This window comes from Halorhabdus sp. BNX81 (assembly GCF_029229925.1).
GTDB lineage: Archaea > Halobacteriota > Halobacteria > Halobacteriales > Haloarculaceae > Halorhabdus.
Window position 1 is genome coordinate 86,241 of record NZ_CP107254.1, and the last position, 15,835, is coordinate 102,075.

Sequence of the window (15,835 nt, forward strand, 5' to 3'; positions counted from 1 at the left end):
ACGCTTCCGGGATAGAACGGCTGTCCTACGCAGGCCGGGGCCGAGGAAGCACTCGATGCCGGCGCGGCGGCACCAGGAAGTTCCCGCGATGCGTGGTGAAGATGTACTCCAGGATGCCGTTGTTGACCCGCTGGCGGATCGCCGGCTCGTCGGTCAGGTCGGCCCCGTTCATCGCCTCCCGGACGTCCTCGAAGGCCGTGATCCCACGTTGCAGCGACGGGAAATGAAGTGCGGCGACGTCGCCATCCGTCGACTCGACGTGGCGTCGCAGGAGTCGGACGTTACCGTCCTCGTCGCGGTTCGCCCGGGCGGCCTTCTGGGCGTGGCCGACTCGCCCGTGTTCGCGTGCGTGTTCGCGGACGTTCTCGATCATCCTCGGTGTGAGCCCGCTCGAACTGCCCAGGTTCTCGCCGACGCCCTCGACGAGTCCGTCTTCGGCGTGGACGGGGCTGAACAGTTCCGCGACGCGCTGCTCGAAATTCTGTTCGCCGTACCAGTCTTCGAGGCGCTGGCGGAGCCGCGAGACGTGTTTGGTCGTCCCGCCGGCGAAGGGCCCCGACTCGATCGTGACGTGGTCCTCCGTGGCCTGATTGCCACGGAACCCGGCCTCGAAACCCATGAACAGCGGCGACGCCTCCGGGACGGGCTTCGAATCCGGAATCCCCGCGACGTCCTGGCGGTCGGCCGGTAGCCCGGGCCCGACGAATCCCGACCGGCGGTCGGCGACGGTCATGGCGTCCGTGATCGGGGCGTCGACGGTGACGCCGTTGACTTCGTCGCGCTCGCCCGTCAACGCCGCTTCGGCTTCGAGAATCACGTCCGCACGGTCGCTGGCGAGGTGAAGTAGGGCGTCCTGGGTGTCGAATTCGGGCTCCTCGAACGGCGAGAGGCGTCGCGGCGACGGTAGGTCGATGCCGTCGGGAAGCGACGCGTCGAAGCGCTCGAAGTACGCCGGCGAGTACGCGATCGAGTAGATCAGCCCGTCGTTCGAGCGTTCGTAGGCTCGATCGAGCGTCCGAAGGGCGTCCCGAACCACCGTGCGGTCGGTGTCGGTCGGCGGTTCGTCCCCGTCGAGATTCACATACAGCAGCGACTGGTGGCGCGGAAGCGCCACGTTGCCGTGGTCGTCGGTTCGAACGCGGTCGTTCCAGGCGTGCTGGCGCTCGGGCAGCGTCGCGGGATCGTCGACGCCCGTCGGCACGGGCTCGTCAGTGATGTCGAGACACGCACTCAGTGCGGCCACGCCCCCGGTGGCGACGGCAGCCTTCAGGAACTGACGCCGGTCGAAATCCGATCGCGCTTCCATCGAGGTCCCTTGACGGCCCGGGGGCAAAACCGCGTCGGCCGCGGCGAGCGCTGCGGTGGCCGCGGCCCACCGCCAGCGGTGCAGTCCTGGCTCACTTCACAGCGATAGCGTCACCGTCGGGACGTCGAAAAATGCCGTCTCGTAGCCCTCGTGTCGGGCGACCTGTGGCGGTGTCTCGACCGAGATCGACACCTCGCCGCCGTCGTGGCTCGTGGTTTCCCGCTGGTTGCCCTCGCGTGGCAGCGTCGTCCCGTAGTGATATCCCAGGTCGGGGTCGATCGTCCGGGTCAACTCCGCTTTAGCTCCCTTTTGCCCGTCGCGTTCCGGGGCCACGGCCAGTCCCATCCGCGAGAGTGCATAGCCGTTGTATCGCGTCCGGGGTGAGACCGCGAGGTACGCCCCCTCGCCGTCGACGCCCGCGGGCGGCTCGACGATCGTCGCCACGTAGCGCACGTCCGCAGCCATAGCTGTCACCGTCTCTCCCGGCAACTCCTCAGCAGTGGGGGCAATGCCGGTCGGGACGCGTTCCATCGCCATCGGATCGAGCGCGTCGCGCTCCCCGCCCCGATCGAGTCGGTCGAAGCGAATTTCCCGCATGGCACTCTCCTCGAACGTGAACTCGAACGTCGCCGTCGCTGGCTCGTCGAACCGTCCCGCGAACGCGCCCGTCGGGCGACTCGCCGTCGCGCCGACGCGGACTGCCACTTCGTAGTTCTCCCCGTCCTCGAGCCCCGCGAAGTTCGCGCCGTGGTGGACTCCCATCGGTTGGGAGAGCATCGCATAGACCGTCTCCTCGGAGACGAGCGAGCCATCCCGGGTGATTTCGACGGCGACGCCGACGTCCGGGAGGACCATCCCCGTCTCGGGATCCCAGACGGTCGCCATCAGGTGGACCGAGTCCGTCTCGTCGATCGACGTGCGCTCGGCGTCGGTGCCGGTGATCGTCCAGAACCGGTGTGGGTAGCTATACGAGAGCGCCACGGCGTAGTCGCCGCTCGTCTGTATGCCGACCACGTCCATCCCTTCGACGTGGCCCGGCACGTAGATCGCCTCGGGGCGGTCGTCGAGGACCGACGGGACCTCGATGGCCCGTGACTCCAGGGAGCCACACCCGGCGAGGGCGGTGGCGCCGACCGCCGATCCAGTCGCGAGAAACTCCCGTCTGAACACGGTTGTAGTATAGCGCTCGGTCGCCAAAACGGGTTGGGTTCCCGGCGGTCGCTACCGCGAGGCGGGCGAGCCGGCTGCCCCGAGTTCGCGCCGCCGCGTCCGGGCGACGTACAGTGTCGCGACCGTCAGCCCGATCATCGCGGCGTCGAGGGCGTGTTCGAGTCCGTGGAACGGACCGGTCTGGAGGCCGGCGACCGCCAGCCCGATCCGACCGGCCATCGTCAGGAGCACCGCTCCGAGAAACAGCCGGATCCAGTCCTGTTTGGGACGCCGGGCGACCGCCACCCGGGCGAGCGCCAGGCCCGCGAGCGCACCGCCGACGACGACAGCGACGGCGAGCACGCTGTCGATTGTCCCGGCCGCACGGGCGTGGAGGTACCAGGACGTGACCAGCAACATACTGGCTCCGACGTCGGCCGCCATACAAACAATTTCGGTTTGCTTGGATTCGTGATAGGTATCCTACCGTTTCGGCGTGGGGGGCTGTCAGTCCGATCGGTCGGGTCGAACGACGTCTCGGCAGTCCGGGCAGGTCGCGTACATCGCCTCGCCGCCGGCGCGTTCATACCGGATGAGGACGCGACCGGGTGTGATTGCTCCTCCACACTGGGGGCATATACCGACTGGACGGGTGTCTGCGTGCATTGTACTGAAAGGGGAAGGTTGGAGCGTGTGCGGCGTGTGACCGGCGGCGCTCCACTCTCACCTGGTTCCCGAGAGGGTAAATATGCGATCCCCCCGGAGTGAAAGTGAAACTGCTGGACTGTGACCGTCTGCGTCGAGAAACGTCGCGAAACTGGTTTTACCCTCGCCGGCGAAACGCCGACAGTGACTGACGAACGCTACCGGACGGTCGCCGGCCCCGGCGAGGCGCGGTTTACGATCTCAGGTTCGGAGTTCATCGGCCACGCCCGACCGGCCGAGACTGTCGACGCCGCCGAGACGTTCGTCGATTCGATCCGGACGGAATACGACGATGCAACCCACAATGTCCCGGCTTACCGGGTGCGGGCTGACCCCCTTCGGGAGTGGGCCAGCGACGACGGCGAGCCCTCGGGGTCGGCGGGCAAACCAGCCCTGAACGTCCTCAACGGCCAGGAGCTACAGAACGTGGTCGTCGTCGTGACGCGGTACTTCGGTGGGACGGAACTGGGTGTCGGCGGCCTGGTGAGCGCCTACTCGCGGGCAGTGAAGGAGGCGATCGAGGACGCCGGCGTCCGGGAAGAGCGGCCACACGAACGCTTCGCGATCGAGGTCGCATACGACGATTCCGGGACGGTGCGATCGATTCTGGAGAGCGAAGGGGCCGACTTCGAGGCCAGTTACGAGGAGCGTGTCCGGTTCGTCGTGCGGGTGCCGACCGCCGACTCGGCGGCGCTCCGGGATCGGATCGCGAGTGCGACGAGTGGCCGGGCGACGGTCGAAACAGCTGAGGAATGAACGCAACCCAGCGGCAAGGCACGTCGTCGATGGTCGTTGGGCACACAGGTTCGGACCCTTTATCGATGAACATTACGATATTTGATGTAATATGGAGTCAAATAAATATATAGAAATACGAGACGGAAGTTACATTTAACTGGCGCCCAGTTACCCACCCGATGGGTATCGTCCAACTTATCATCGACTTCGTGCTTGGTCCCATTACTCTCTTTGACGTACTGATGAACTTGGGTTACCTCGGTCAGGAACTCGAGTACACCGTCGAATTGGTCTTGCACGGCCAACTCGTCCCCGTGCTTGAGGCGTTTGCGCTGGGTAATATGCTGTTAAGTAAAGCCGTTGCCGGCTTTTTCGGGACGCTGATGTGGCTCGGCATCCTTAGCTCGTGAGGGTACCGTCGCTGCCGTCTTGGAGGGCAGTTCAATCAATCCCGGAGACGGGGACAGGACCGTACGGCCGGGTTGGTCGCTTCTGTGTCGGTGGCGTTGCAGTTCACTGACGAGCCAGTGGCCTGTTTAGTCGTCCCGAACGGACTTCAGTGCCGACTGGCGTTTTCGGATGACGTTGGCGACGCGAACCGGGTTGCTGATTCCTGCGAAGGTCAGCCCGCGGCCGGTATTGAAGATCGGCAGCGCCGAGAGAAACGGTAGCGCGCCCAACGCATTCAGCGAATTTCGAGTGAGTGTCGAGTCTGAGAGGATGATCGTCCCGTGGCCCAGCAGGCGTTCGAAAAACGTCGACCCGGTCTGCATCGAACGGGCGTCTCTGAGCCATATCTCGGTCGTCTTTTTCGAGGAGATGCCGGTGACGATCATCGCCCGCCGGTCGGTGATGACGTAGCGAATCCGTTTTCGCCGGTACCAGATCCAGCCGAAAATAAACAGCGAGAGCAGGATCGGAATCACGACTACCACACCACTTCCTGCCTGCCCGCCGACGAGAAGTCCGGCCAACAGAATCAGTACAGCACCGACGAGCTGGCCGAACCAGACTGTCCACGACGGCCGCGTCTCGACGATGATCGTTTCATCGTCCAGTACGTGTGGCCGCTCAGTCCCGCCGCCTTGTTGGTCATTGCGCTTTTGCTGTCCCCCTCGCTGCCCGCGTCCTTGCTGTGGTTGTGATTGCTGTGGCGAATCGGACATACGACAGATTATTTATATAGAAGATCCCATGTAAAAGATTTGTATTCACAGATAACATATTATACAAAATGATTGTAAATACTGTGGAACCAGCGGAAAAAGACGACGAAACAAAAATCTAAATATGTTAAAGTATAACTAAAATATACTGACAGAATTATTTAATAACTGCTATTTCGATTACGGAACATGGCGGTCTGTTCGAACTGTGGCGCAGAACTTCAGGACGGCGTCAATTACTGCAGCGGCTGTGGTGAACCAGTGGCCGACCGGGGCGTACCGGGGGAGCGCTCCCGATCCAGCGGGCAACAGCGACCGAGTTGGGACGGGAACGATCCGCCCGCTGAAGGGCAATCTCAGCAGGCACACGCTGGGTCCGGGCAAGACCGCCGGGCCGCAGGTCAGCCACGACAGGGGGAATCGGATGGCTATGGGGATCGACGCCAGCCAGGCAACCGCCAGCCGACGGCGACGGGGGCCGGACACGCATCACCGGGGGCCGGCCAGGGGTACCGGGACGCCAGAATCGGGAGGGCACCGACGGGGATCAGGGTGCTCTGTGCAGTGTTCGGTCTCCTCGGTGTGTTCTCGCTGTTCACCGGGGCTATTGCGGGGGACGCGAGCCAGGCCGCGACGGCCCTCGGCGCGAGGGGGACTGGATCGACACTCGGCGGACTGGGAGTTCTCCTCGTGTTGATTGGTATCGGTGACTTCGCGGCCGTCTACGGGCTGTGGAACCTGGACTGGTGGGGCTGGCTGCTTGCGGTTGCACTCGTCGCTTTCAGTCTGCTCGTGAACGTCGCCCAACTCGCTGGTACAGGTGGGGGCATCGTTCTCATCAGTATCGTGGTGCATCTCGCTATCGCGGGGTACCTCTACAGGGAGCGTGCTCTCTTCGACGTCGAAGCGTTTCTGCCGGTAGCGATGCAGTGAGCGATCTCCCCGAGGGTTTCCGTCGCTCAAGCCGTTCGGAACACACGAGTGCCGGCGTCGCTGAGGGGCGGTTCACCATCTCGGGTTCGGAGTTCATCGGCCACGCGCGCCCGGCCGGGACCGTTGACGCGGCCGAGGCGTTCGTCGGTTCGATCCGTGCGGAGTACGACGATGCGACCCACAACGTCCCGGCCTACCGGGTGCGTGCCGATCCGCTCCGGGCGTGGGCGAGTGACGATGACGAACCATCGGGATCGGCAGGCAAACCCGCGTTGAACGTCCTCGACGGCCAGGAAATTGAGAATGTCGCGGTCGTCGTAACGCGGTACTTCGGCGGGACGGAGCTGGGCGTCGGCGGGCTGGTGAGTGCCTACTCTCGGGCTGTCAAGGAAGCGGTCGACGACGCCGACGTTCGTGAGGTGCGCCCACACGAACGCGTTGCGATCGAGGTCGAGTACGACGATTCCGGGACGGTCAGATCGATTTTAGAGAGCGAAGGCGTGGAGTTCGAGGCCAGTTACGAGGAGCGCGTTGCGTTCGTCGTGCGGGTCCCGACCGCCGAGTTGGCGGCGCTCCGGGATCGGGTCGGGAGCGCGACAAGTGGGCGGGCGACGGTCGAGACATCCGAGTGATCCGGGACTGCGGCAACAATGCCATGCACTATATCGTGTTCATCCCCCACAACCGGCACATCTATTAGTGTTCAGAAATGACACCCCGTAATAGAGAACAGCCATGTCCGGAAATACGGACCGCGATGATCGCGGGCAATTCGAGACCGATTTCGACGACCGGGACATCATCCGGTACTTCGCTGTGGGACGGCCGTTCCACACTGCTGGGGAGGTCGCCGATCGCTTCGACATCGACCGATCGACCGCTTACCGGCGGCTCCGTACGTTGGCGGAGGCGGGTCGACTGGAGAAGGTCTCGCTCGGCAGTCGAACCGTCGTATGGTGGTACACGGACGACAGCGAGGACACCGAGGGCAACGCCGATCCCCTGTTCGACGCGCCGGCGTTTTCCGTCGACGATCCGGTCGCTGACGACGAGATCGACGATGTCCTTTACGGGTCAGTCGAGCGATGAGCGGGGCCGGCGCGACGCCGCTGTTCATCGATACGGGCGCGTTTTTCGCGTCCTTCGTTTCGAACGCGCCACGTCACGATCAGGCACGAGCAGTCATGGATGCGATCGGGGACGATAGACTGCACTTTCGACCGCTGTACACGACGAATTACGCCCTGAGCGAACTGGCGACACTGATGTTGCGAAAGGCGGGCCACGAGCGGGCGAGTGCGACGCTATCGTGGATCCGGGACTCGGACGCGGTGACGATCCTGCATCCGGACGCGACGACGTTCGGTGCTATCTGTGCGGAGTTCGACCGGTACGACGACCAGCAGATCTCCTTTGTCGATCACGCGACGGCGACGCTCGCACGCGAGCATGATGTCGAACACGTCTTCGCGTTCGATGACGATTTCCGGACGCTGGGGCTGTCACTCGTTCCTGCCGACATCGATATGCCGGACGTGTAGTCCCATTCACACTCTTCACACCACGGGCGGGAAAACAGCCGGCAAGCGCGAGGAAAACGTGTCGCTTCGGAGCCGTTCGATCGAAATGGCGAACGACCGAACAACGGAATTCCGTCGATAAACAACGCTCACGTCGTCCGGAACGCCCGGTCGCCGGCATCGCCCAATCCGGGGACGATGTAGCCGTCGTCGTCGAGATGATCGTCGACAGCTACCGTCAGCAGTTCGACGTCGGGGAACTCCGCCCGGAGCCGATCCAAGCCTTCGGGGGCGCTGACCGCTGAGAGGACGATCACGCGTTCGGGGTCCGCGCCGTCGAGCACTTCCTCGATGACGGCACACATCGTCGAGCCGGTCGCCAGCATCGGGTCGGCAAGGATGAGGGTGTCCTCGTCGTGGATCTCCGGCATTTTGACGTACTCGATGGAAATGTCGAAGCGCCCCTCGGTGTCCATGCCGCCTTCTTCGTCTCGGCCGGCGGAGATGACTCCTTGCTTTGCCCGGGGAAATGCCTTGAGCAGCCCCTCGACGAACGGTGTCGCCGCCCGGAGGACGTTGACGATCACGACGTCGTCCATTTCCCCGACACGTTCGCCCTCGGTCGTCGTGAGGGGTGTCTCGACGGTGACAGTCTCGCTTTCCAGCAGGCCATCGACGATCTCGTAGCCACAGATCCGGCCGAGTTTCACGAGCCCCTTCCGGAAGGCGACCTGCTCGGTCTCGACGTCACGGAGTCGTGTGAGCGTGTCCCTGGCCAATGCGTGAGAGACGACCTTCGCGCGTTCGTGGTCTTCAATAGTCATCGTTGATACTGTCGCCAGCCCGCCTCAAAGGCGTTGATATTTGCCGGCGGGATGACCGCTGTGCGCCGGCATTTGGCAGGGGAGAGACTCACACGCTCCGATAAGGCTTATACACATTGCCCCCCACGGATGTTATCACTGGGAGCGACGTCTCATCTCTCGCTCCCGAGATATCATGGACGAAAGCGTCTCCGGATTCAAAGTTCACGGCGGTTGGGTCGACGTGGTCGAGCACGGTGAGCGTATCACGCGCGCCCTTCGGGAACTCGCCGACGAATACGACATTGATGCGGACGCACTCGAAGAGTTCGACGAGTGGCGGCCCAAAAGTCACGAGCGCCTCGACGAGGATGTGAACGAAAAGACCGCCCAGCAGGCACGTCTCAACGAGGGCGCGGGCGAGAAAAAAGGCAAGGGCCCCGACGAGGACCTCCGGACGGCCGGCGAGAAACTCGCCGACTCCTACGAGAACTTAGACGAACCCGACGAGGCCGTCGATTCGTGGGGTGAGTCGATCGATTATGTCGCCCGCGCCGCGGACTCGGCCGGCCGGAAGGCCATCCGTACCGTCGAGGACAAGGTCTATCGGAACGTCATGACACGGGTCGCCCCGTATTACTTCGACAACGACCTGGTCAGTGCGAATCTCCGGCGGATCGACGGCGAGGACCCCGAATACGTCTTCGAGGTCAACGTCAACGACGACGACCTCAAGATCCGCGTCTCGAACAAACTCGCCGATCTCGACCAGGAGGTCGATCGCTGGCACATCGACGCGCCGAAGGAGACCGACGCGACCGCGGCCGCCGAGGGCGTTGAGGTCCCGGACGAGGACCGCGACTGGACCGACTCGACGACGACGTGACGCCCCCGTCCGGACTGACTCACTGAGTGACGGCGTGGTTCCATAGATTATTACCTCGCCGAGACTGAACGCTCTCCAATGGGAGTACTCGTGACGGTCGCCACGCTTGTCGTCGCCGCGCTGGCGAGTCTGTTCATGGCGTGGGCGATCGGTGCGGGATCGTCAGGTTCGACCCCCTTTGCGCCCGCCGTCGGAGCTAACGCCATCTCGGTGATGCGGGCGGCGTTCGTGGTCGGGTTGCTCGGCCTGGCAGGGGCCGTCCTCCAGGGCGCGAACGTCTCCGAAACGGTCGGGTCCGGGCTCGTTCTGTTTCCCGACGGCGGCGGGTTGACTCCAGCCGCGTCGATCCTCCTCCTTCTCATCGCGGGGGGGCTGGTCGCCGTCGGCGTCTTCACGGGGTACCCGATCGCGACGGCCTTTACCGTGACCGGCGCGGTCGTCGGCGTGGGGCTGGCGCTTGGCGGCCAGCCGGCTTGGGCTACCTACCAGGAGATCGTCGCGCTGTGGGTCGCGACGCCGTTTCTGGGCGGCGGGATCGCCTACGGGACTGCCCGGTGGCTCCAGAGCGGGATCGGCGGCGAGGATCGGATCGTCGCCGCCCTCGCTGCATTGATCGGCGTCATCCTCGCGAACGTCGAGTTCAGCGTCCTCGGCGGGGCCGGCGAGGGGGCCTCGATCGCGGTCGCGGTCTCGCGTGCGCTCGGTGAGCCCCCGTTTGGCCCCGTGCTGGTGACGGTGGCCCTGGCTGTGCTTTCCGCCGGGACACTCTATCGGTTTCTCCGGATCGACCGGGCGGCCGCCCAGCGGCAGTTCCTGCTCGTGCTCGGCGGGCTTGTGGCCTTTTCGGCGGGCGGGAGTCAGGTCGGCCTCGCCGTGGGCCCGGTGTTGCCGGTCGTCGACCCCTACGACATCCCGCTGCTCGCGGTGCTGTTCGGCGGTGGCGTCGGTCTCCTGGTGGGCTCTTGGACCGGTGCGCCCCGGATGATCAAGGCGCTGAGCCAGGACTACTCTTCGCTGTCCCCGCGACGGTCGATCGCGGCGCTGATTCCCGCGTTCGCGATCGCCCAGACGGCTGTCTTCTTCGGGATTCCGGTCTCGTTCAACGAGATCATGGTGAGTGCCATCGTCGGCAGTGGCTTTGCCGCCGGTGAGGCCGGTATCAGTCGAGCCAAAATGGGCTACACCGTCCTGGCGTGGATCGGCTCGCTCGCGCTCGCGCTGGCTGCCGGCTACGTGGGCTATACCCTGCTGGCGATGGTGTGAACGATTTCCTAGCGGCCGACTCAGTCTTCGCCCTCGTCGTCGGTCGGTTCGGTATCGTCCTCGCCGTCTGTCCCTTCCAGCGGGTTCGCCTCTTCCGGGCGCGTGATGCGGGCCCTCATGATCCGGGTGTTCTCGACTTGCTCGACACGGATCTGAACCCCCTCGTACTCGATGGATTCGCCTTCCTCGACGAGCCGACCCGCTCGGTTGAAGATGAACCCGGCGATGGTCTCGAACTCCTCGCCCTCCGGGAGGTCGATCGACAGCGCTTCGTTGACTTCCTCGATGTTGACTTCCCCTTTGACCGTCACGGTGTCGTCGTTGACGAATTCGATCGGGTGTTCCTCTTCGCCTTCGAGGATCTCGCCGACGATCTCCTCGGTGAGGTCCTCCATGGTGACGAGTCCCTCTGTGGTGCCGAACTCGTCGATGACGATCACCATGTGGAGGCGTTCGCTTCGCATTTCCGTCAGGAGATCGTCGACGTTCTTGCTTTCGGGGACGTGCAGCGTCGGCTCGATGAGGTCTTGCAGCTCGACATCGTCTTTCCCGCCGTACTGGGCGTCACGGACGAGATCACGGATGTTGACGACCCCGATGACGTTGTCGAGACCGCCCTCGTAGACCGGCAGCCGGGTGTGGCCGCTGTGGACACACTCCGCGATCGCCTCTTCGACCGACGAGTCGGCCGAGATGGCGTCCATGTCCAGGCGCGGCGTCATGACCTCCTTGGCGATCGTCCGGTTGAACCGGAGGGTCCGATGGAGCATCTCGCGTTCCTCCTCGTCTAAGACCCCCTCGCGTTCGCCGGTCTGGATCATCTCCCGGATCTCCGAGCGGGACAGATACGACGACTCGATGGCGGGGCCGCCACCGGTGAGCTGATTGACGAACTGGGTCACGTAGTGGAACAGGGTGATCAGCGGCCACAGCAACTTCCCGACGATCTGTAGCAGCGGCGCGACGCGGCGAGCGTGCAATTCGGTGTTCTCGACGGCGTAGGATTTGGGTGCGGTCTCGCCGAATATCAGCACTAGCGACGTGATCCCGAACGACGAGACCAGCACTGCCGTCCCCGGATCGAAGTAGAACCCCACGAGCGTCGTCGAGATCGAGGACATCGTGATGTTGACCATGTTGTTCCCGACGAGGATCGTCACGAGCAACCGGTGGGGGTCGTCTTTGAGAGACTTGATCGCCTTCGCCCCACGGAGCCCCTTCTCGACCATCGGGTCGATCCGGTGGGCCGGCAGCGAGAACATCGCGATCTCGGAGGACGAAAAGAACCCCGACCCCATGATCAAAAAGAGAATCATGAGGACGCCAATTGCCGTGACACCGGTCTTGGACAGTTCAATGCCAACGATCGGCACGGTGTACAGTTGTATACCGGCCTCTGCCACTGCTGTAAGCACAGATATCCCCATCACTCCACCTTGGTGTCTGCCGGGAAATTAACTCTTTGGTGGCGCTCCACAATGGCGTGGATCCCCGGCCGCTCCCGACAGACTTAGTCGGATCCGCTCCCAACGACGGGTCATGTCGCCCATCGATCACTCGAGGACACGTTCTCCCGGGCGCGCTCGGAAACCCGATCAGGTCGGACCGCCATGACGCCGGACGTGAATCTTACCGCGGCGGCCGAGGTCGTCGAGTCCGGCGGGCTGGTCGTCTATCCGACCGAAACGGTCTACGGGCTCGGCGCGGACGCGCTCGACCCGGCTGCGATCGAATCCGTCTTCGCAGCCAAGCGTCGGGATCGCGACAACCCGCTTTCGCTGGGCGTCGCGTCCGTCGAGGCCGCTCTCGACTACGTCAGCCCGTCGCCGACCGAGCAGCGGTTCATGGAGAACTTCCTGCCCGGCCCGGTGACGGTCGTCGTCGAGGGGCGCGACCCCGTCCCGGACGCACTCACCGGCGGCCGCGAGCGGGTCGGCGTTCGCATTCCGGACCACGACCTCGCACGCGAACTCCTCGAACGCACCGGCCCACTGACGGCGACCAGTGCGAACGTCAGTGGTCGGCCGAGCGTCACCGATCCCGCTGATCTGGATGCCGAGATCCGGACCGCTGCCGGCGCGATCCTCGACGGCGGGGAGACGCCCGGGATGGCGAGCACCGTCGTCGATGTCGGTCGCGGGGTCGTTCATCGTCGCGGTGCGAACGCCGACGCGGTCGAGGACTGGCTCGAAAATCGTTCGGCGTGACTGGCTTGCGACCCATTCACAGGAGCGACCGCAGCGACCGCGTCTTGACACCACACTCGTCGCGATACTCGCAGGGTTCGCACTTGCTGGGATTGGCCGTTCGCGGAGGTGGCCCGTCGAGGGTTTCGACGGTCCGGAGCGTCGAGCGATAGGTCGCCCGGCGGTGGGCCGATAACGGGACGCGTCGCACGATTCCATGGGCGGGATACTCGGCGAAGGCGACGGGTACTTGCTGTTGTCGCTCGTAGGCCAGCGCGAGCGCGGCGGCGACCAGTCGCACGGATTGGGGCTCCCAGACGCCGTTTTCGGGTGGCGCGCCGGTGAACACCAGCGACGGGGCCACCGGCTCGGCCAGGATTTTGTGGGCGATCCCACGGCAGTCTCGCCCCTCCAGGAACGCGTTCCGGTCGGCCGGCTCGACCAGGCTGTCCCAGGCGTCGAGGCCGGCTTTCACCCGACCCAACCGTGAGCGGAACTGTGTCGGCGTGACGGCGATGGGTTCTTCGGTGAGGTCGGCTTCCAGGAGTCGGGGATACGCGAACGCAAGCTCCCGCCTGGCCTCGACTGCCGACGGAACCTCGAACTCGCCCGCATCCCGCCGCCGGTAATAACACTTGCGCGGGCAGTACGCCGCAGTCGACAGTTCGCGGAAGGTGGGCACGCCCACCGCTGGCTGCGGATTCCTATATAAACGCGCGCCGAGGGTGTCCACCGCGTGTTCTCAAAAGGAAACGTCCGTCTCGATGTCCGCGGCGGCCTCGTCGAGACCGTCTTCGGTGACGTCGTCGAGCAGCGGTTCGGCCAGGTCGGCGTCGGGGATCGCATCCCGGTAGGCGCTCCGGAAGCGATGGCTTACGTTTCTGGCCTCGTCCCGGGCATCGGCGACTGCCCGATACCGGTCGACAGCTTCGGGGTCGAGATCGAGCGTCGCCGCGACTTCCTCGTCGTCCTCACTCTCCCGCAGGTAGCGACGACATTCGTCCCACGGGATGGGCGTGTCGGTGTCGGACTCCCGAAAGAGATGCAGTTCCAGTCTCGCGACGATGACTGTCTCCGTGTCGACATCGAGGGCAGCGGCGAGGTCGTCGTCGCTTTCCCCGCGATAGAATCCGCGGATCAGCCTCACGCGCGCATCGTCGGCGAGGGTCGTCTCGAAGGGAAAGGCCCCGCGTAGCTGTTCGACGATCTCCCGGAGCCGCCGATCGACGCGCTCCTCGTCGATCTCCGAAAGCGTGCCCCGCCCGTCCTCCTGGCTTTCCGTGACGGTGTCCGTCCCGGCCACCTCCTCGAAGAGTTCGCGGAGTTCGTCGGTCTTCTCGTCCATTCGCGAGCGATTTGAACGTCACAACCAATGTAGGTGTCGATCAGCCCACCGCCTTCGCTGGGGGTCGGCCCCACTCACAGCGCGTCGGCGATCGCCGGCGCGACGCTCACGTCGCTGATGACGCGTTCGAGCGTGTCGGTGCCGTAAATCAATTCGGCACCGACCCGGGCGATCTTGCTCAAGGCACCGGTCGCAAACACCGGATGGACACAGGTAGCGAAGATCCGATCGGCCTCGGCGTCCGCGACCACGGCGACCGACCCTGACATCGTCGAGCCGGTGCCGACGATATCGTCGACGACGACGACGTCACGTCCCGCGAGTGACTCCTCCGTGGGTGCCGGCCGTTCGCCGTCCGTCGCGTCGATCAGGTGGTCACAATCCCCGGCCCCGTAGGCGTCCCGGACGCTTTCGGCGAGCGGGGCGGCTGCGGCGTCGGTCGAGAGAAAGAGTGGATCGGTGAGAGCAGCGGGCAGCGGGTCGGCCAGTCGGGGCGCGCCGTCGATGACCGTCGTCGGCACGTCGAAAAACGACGCGACGTTCTTCTCGTGGGGCGTGACCGTCAGGACCCGATCGGTACCGGTCGAGATCGCACGGGCAGCGGCGCGCGTCGAGATGATCTCGCCGGGCTCGAACGTCTGGTCCTGGCGGGCATACCCCATGTACGGCAGGACCGTGACGACCTCGTCGGCCCCCGCCTGGCGGGCGGCGTCCTGGAGCTGGAGGAGTTCGATGTGGGCGTCACTCGAAACTGTCGAGGCGACGATAATCGCCCGCTCGTCGATGGGTTCGGTGACGGTGACGTGTAACTCGTCGTCGGGAAACCGCTTGGTCGTGGTCGCGCCGAGTGATTCGTCGAGTTCGTCCGCGAGTCTCGCAGCGAGGGTCTGTGAGGCCGACCCGCTGAGGATCATATCTATCCCCAGGCGACGGGTCCTAAACCCGTTTTCGATCTTTCCGGGCCCCCTCACTCATCGGCCACGGCGAGTCCCGAGACGTCTTCGAGCCCAAGCGATCGGCTGCGCCACCCTTCCGCGCCGTCTTTCGATGCCGCCGGATCGACCAGGATGGTCCCGGCGTCGGTGACCGCGACGATCCCGCCCGCGTAGCCCACGTCGACGATGGGTTCGTCAATCGGCGACTCGCGACGGCCCCAGGTGCCGTCGTACTCGTAGAGTCCGTCCGGTCCGACGGCGTGGGCACGCTCGCCGTCGCTTGCGACCGCGTGGACATCCACGGGTCGCTCGCAGGCCCACTCGCCGTCTGCGTACCGGTGGATCCCGTCGGCGTTTGCGGCCAGGACTGTCCCGCCCGCCGCGACGTCACGGGCCGTCTGGAGTCCGGCGTGCTCGAGACGACTGTCCCCGATTCGGTGGACGCCGTCGTTGGCAGCCAGCCAGCCGCGGTCGATGGCGCGTGCATCGTCGACGCTCCCGAAGTGGCTCCATTCGTCCGCAGCGACGGAAAATCGGGCAACCGAACCGTCCGGATCGGCGGCGATCGGGTCCCCGTCGAAACCCACTGCGACAGCCGGCCCGAACCCGGTTGCGTCAAAGGATTCACCGCCGTCCGTGCTTCGATAGACGTCCTCGTCGGTCGCGATCAGGACGACGCCGTCGCCGGTCGCGACGTCCCGAATCGCCCCGCGCCGGAGGAGCCTGAACCGGCCGACGCGGTCGTCGGAGACGGCCACGAGCGTCAGCCCCAGCGGCGAGCCCACGTAGACGTCGGTCTTCTCCCGGCGGTCGGCGTAGATTCGGTCCTCTGCCATCTCGCCCATACCAGGGGGACCGACCGGCGGCGTCAAACGTGTGTCGACTCGACGGTGGCGCGCC

General features: G+C 64.9%; 19 protein-coding genes. 9 read left to right on the forward strand and 10 right to left on the reverse strand.

Annotated elements, in window-relative coordinates; genetic code table 11:
- Positions 1–25: 25 nt before the first annotated feature.
- From HBNXHr_RS00330 to HBNXHr_RS00340, 3 genes are all read right to left on the reverse strand, one after another.
- Positions 26–1,306, reverse strand: a complete 1,281-nt coding sequence (locus tag HBNXHr_RS00330) for a twin-arginine translocation signal domain-containing protein (protein ID WP_275882713.1) — start codon at positions 1,304–1,306, stop codon at positions 26–28.
- A 96-nt stretch (positions 1,307–1,402) separates the two neighbouring features.
- Entirely contained in the window at positions 1,403–2,476 is a 1,074-nt protein-coding gene (locus HBNXHr_RS00335) for a hypothetical protein (protein WP_275882714.1), read from the reverse strand.
- Positions 2,477–2,527: 51 nt separating this feature from the next.
- Positions 2,528–2,899, reverse strand: a complete 372-nt coding sequence (locus tag HBNXHr_RS00340; protein WP_275882715.1) for a hypothetical protein — start codon at positions 2,897–2,899, stop codon at positions 2,528–2,530.
- Between the two features lie 405 nt (positions 2,900–3,304).
- Here HBNXHr_RS00340 and HBNXHr_RS00345 point away from each other — a divergent pair, with 405 nt between their 5' ends.
- Together HBNXHr_RS00345 and HBNXHr_RS00350 are read left to right on the forward strand one after the other, a co-directional pair.
- The gene (locus HBNXHr_RS00345; protein ID WP_275738437.1) at positions 3,305–3,916 is read left to right on the forward strand and encodes a YigZ family protein; all 612 of its coding nucleotides are present in this window, start codon (positions 3,305–3,307) and stop codon (positions 3,914–3,916) included.
- 161 nt (positions 3,917–4,077) lie between these two features.
- Complete coding sequence (locus HBNXHr_RS00350; protein ID WP_275882716.1) at positions 4,078–4,308, forward strand: hypothetical protein; 231 nt, start codon at positions 4,078–4,080, stop codon at positions 4,306–4,308.
- A gap of 126 nt (positions 4,309–4,434) precedes the next feature.
- Here HBNXHr_RS00350 and HBNXHr_RS00355 read toward each other — a convergent pair whose 3' ends face one another.
- A complete protein-coding gene (locus HBNXHr_RS00355; RefSeq protein WP_275738441.1) occupies positions 4,435–5,064 on the reverse strand; it encodes a PH domain-containing protein in 630 nt (209 codons plus the stop codon).
- Positions 5,065–5,253: 189 nt separating this feature from the next.
- Here HBNXHr_RS00355 and HBNXHr_RS00360 point away from each other — a divergent pair, with 189 nt between their 5' ends.
- From HBNXHr_RS00360 to HBNXHr_RS00375, 4 genes are all read left to right on the forward strand, one after another.
- A complete protein-coding gene (locus HBNXHr_RS00360) occupies positions 5,254–5,997 on the forward strand; it encodes a zinc ribbon domain-containing protein (protein ID WP_275882717.1) in 744 nt (247 codons plus the stop codon).
- Positions 5,998–6,074: 77 nt separating this feature from the next.
- Positions 6,075–6,629 (forward strand): YigZ family protein, encoded by a 555-nt coding sequence (locus HBNXHr_RS00365; RefSeq protein ID WP_275883730.1) that lies wholly within the window; start codon positions 6,075–6,077, stop codon positions 6,627–6,629.
- A gap of 103 nt (positions 6,630–6,732) precedes the next feature.
- Positions 6,733–7,086, forward strand: a complete 354-nt coding sequence (locus HBNXHr_RS00370; protein ID WP_275738445.1) for a helix-turn-helix domain-containing protein — start codon at positions 6,733–6,735, stop codon at positions 7,084–7,086.
- Positions 7,083–7,538, forward strand: coding sequence for a PIN domain-containing protein (locus HBNXHr_RS00375; RefSeq protein WP_275738447.1), 456 nt, complete (start codon positions 7,083–7,085; stop codon positions 7,536–7,538). The genes HBNXHr_RS00370 and HBNXHr_RS00375 overlap by 4 nt, the downstream gene beginning before the upstream one ends.
- Before the next feature lie 128 nt (positions 7,539–7,666).
- Here HBNXHr_RS00375 and upp read toward each other — a convergent pair whose 3' ends face one another.
- Complete coding sequence (upp, locus tag HBNXHr_RS00380; RefSeq protein WP_275738449.1) at positions 7,667–8,341, reverse strand: uracil phosphoribosyltransferase; 675 nt, start codon at positions 8,339–8,341, stop codon at positions 7,667–7,669.
- 175 nt (positions 8,342–8,516) lie between these two features.
- Between upp and HBNXHr_RS00385 the strand changes: the two genes are divergently transcribed.
- Together HBNXHr_RS00385 and HBNXHr_RS00390 are read left to right on the forward strand one after the other, a co-directional pair.
- A complete protein-coding gene (locus tag HBNXHr_RS00385) occupies positions 8,517–9,206 on the forward strand; it encodes a DUF5828 family protein (RefSeq protein ID WP_275738451.1) in 690 nt (229 codons plus the stop codon).
- 78 nt (positions 9,207–9,284) lie between these two features.
- Positions 9,285–10,469 carry an inorganic phosphate transporter gene (locus HBNXHr_RS00390; protein ID WP_275882718.1) on the forward strand — a complete coding sequence of 395 codons (1,185 nt, stop codon included), beginning with the start codon at positions 9,285–9,287 and terminating at the stop codon, positions 10,467–10,469.
- Between the two features lie 20 nt (positions 10,470–10,489).
- Here HBNXHr_RS00390 and HBNXHr_RS00395 read toward each other — a convergent pair whose 3' ends face one another.
- Positions 10,490–11,896 carry a hemolysin family protein gene (locus tag HBNXHr_RS00395; RefSeq protein WP_275882719.1) on the reverse strand — a complete coding sequence of 469 codons (1,407 nt, stop codon included), beginning with the start codon at positions 11,894–11,896 and terminating at the stop codon, positions 10,490–10,492.
- A 183-nt stretch (positions 11,897–12,079) separates the two neighbouring features.
- Here HBNXHr_RS00395 and HBNXHr_RS00400 point away from each other — a divergent pair, with 183 nt between their 5' ends.
- Positions 12,080–12,676: an L-threonylcarbamoyladenylate synthase gene (locus tag HBNXHr_RS00400; protein ID WP_275882720.1), complete on the forward strand. Its 597-nt coding sequence runs from the start codon at positions 12,080–12,082 to the stop codon at positions 12,674–12,676.
- A 16-nt stretch (positions 12,677–12,692) separates the two neighbouring features.
- Here HBNXHr_RS00400 and HBNXHr_RS00405 read toward each other — a convergent pair whose 3' ends face one another.
- The 4 genes from HBNXHr_RS00405 to HBNXHr_RS00420 form a co-directional block, all read right to left on the reverse strand.
- Positions 12,693–13,343 (reverse strand): hypothetical protein, encoded by a 651-nt coding sequence (locus HBNXHr_RS00405; protein WP_275738459.1) that lies wholly within the window; start codon positions 13,341–13,343, stop codon positions 12,693–12,695.
- A gap of 54 nt (positions 13,344–13,397) precedes the next feature.
- Positions 13,398–14,000, reverse strand: a complete 603-nt coding sequence (locus HBNXHr_RS00410) for a hypothetical protein (protein ID WP_275882721.1) — start codon at positions 13,998–14,000, stop codon at positions 13,398–13,400.
- Between the two features lie 74 nt (positions 14,001–14,074).
- Positions 14,075–14,914 carry a ribose-phosphate diphosphokinase gene (gene prs / locus HBNXHr_RS00415; RefSeq protein ID WP_275882722.1) on the reverse strand — a complete coding sequence of 280 codons (840 nt, stop codon included), beginning with the start codon at positions 14,912–14,914 and terminating at the stop codon, positions 14,075–14,077.
- Between the two features lie 53 nt (positions 14,915–14,967).
- A complete protein-coding gene (locus HBNXHr_RS00420; RefSeq protein ID WP_275882723.1) occupies positions 14,968–15,780 on the reverse strand; it encodes a hypothetical protein in 813 nt (270 codons plus the stop codon).
- Between the last annotated feature and the right edge of the window lie 55 nt (positions 15,781–15,835).